This window comes from Tolypothrix sp. VBCCA 56010, assembly GCF_050875635.1.
Taxonomy (GTDB): domain Bacteria; phylum Cyanobacteriota; class Cyanobacteriia; order Cyanobacteriales; family Nostocaceae; genus Hassallia.
The window spans coordinates 1-697 of sequence record NZ_JBPAOH010000395.1; the positions used below are offsets into that span (position 1 = coordinate 1).

1 protein-coding gene is annotated in these 697 nt (G+C 53.4%); it reads right to left on the minus strand.

Going from position 1 to position 697, the window contains the following annotated elements; genetic code table 11:
- On the minus strand, nucleotides 1-688 hold a 688-nt coding region (locus AABK37_RS41695; RefSeq protein ID WP_432557227.1), incomplete at its 3' end, for an AMP-binding protein.
- Between the last annotated feature and the right edge of the window lie 9 nt (nucleotides 689-697).

Here is a 697-nt window from a genome sequence, read left to right on the forward strand (position 1 = left end):
TGCGGTACACCCGCCCGTAACGACCATCTTCTATAAACCGAACTGACGTCTGAACAGGGTCGTTCACGTAGCCCGACGACAAACCAGCCCCGCCTATCCACAACTCTCCCCAAACTCCAACAGGCTGGCGATGGCCATATTGATCTACAACATACACCTGAACATTCGATATCGGACGGCCGATCTTTATGCTGCCTTCCTTCTCCCCTGCCTCCCACACTGTGCAGCCGATCGTTGCTTCCGTCGGACCATACTCATTGTATATCCGCATCCCCGGCGACAGCCTCCGAAGAACCGACACCTGCTCCCAGTCCATCTCCTCTCCACCTATGATCGCAACCGATACCTGCGTCGAGAATACACCCAGGTTCTTCAGCATCCGGATGTGGCTAGGGGTCAGCTTCACTGCCCGTATGAATCCCTCTCCGAACATCGACTTCAGCGACGAAGAACTGTCGCCTTCCTGGTAAACTTTCACTTTATCTCCGCGCATCCAGCTGCTCAGCACAGAGGTCAGCGTCAGGTCGAAACCAAGCGAGGTGAAAAAAGAAAAATCATAACCAGACCCTTCACCAAAATAGTAGCCGTTCGCCCAACGCATGTAATTCCCAAGGCTCCCATGGCTGATTGCAACCCCTTTTGCAACACCTGTCGACCCGGAAGTATATAATATATAACAACGCTGCAGCCCCGAAGG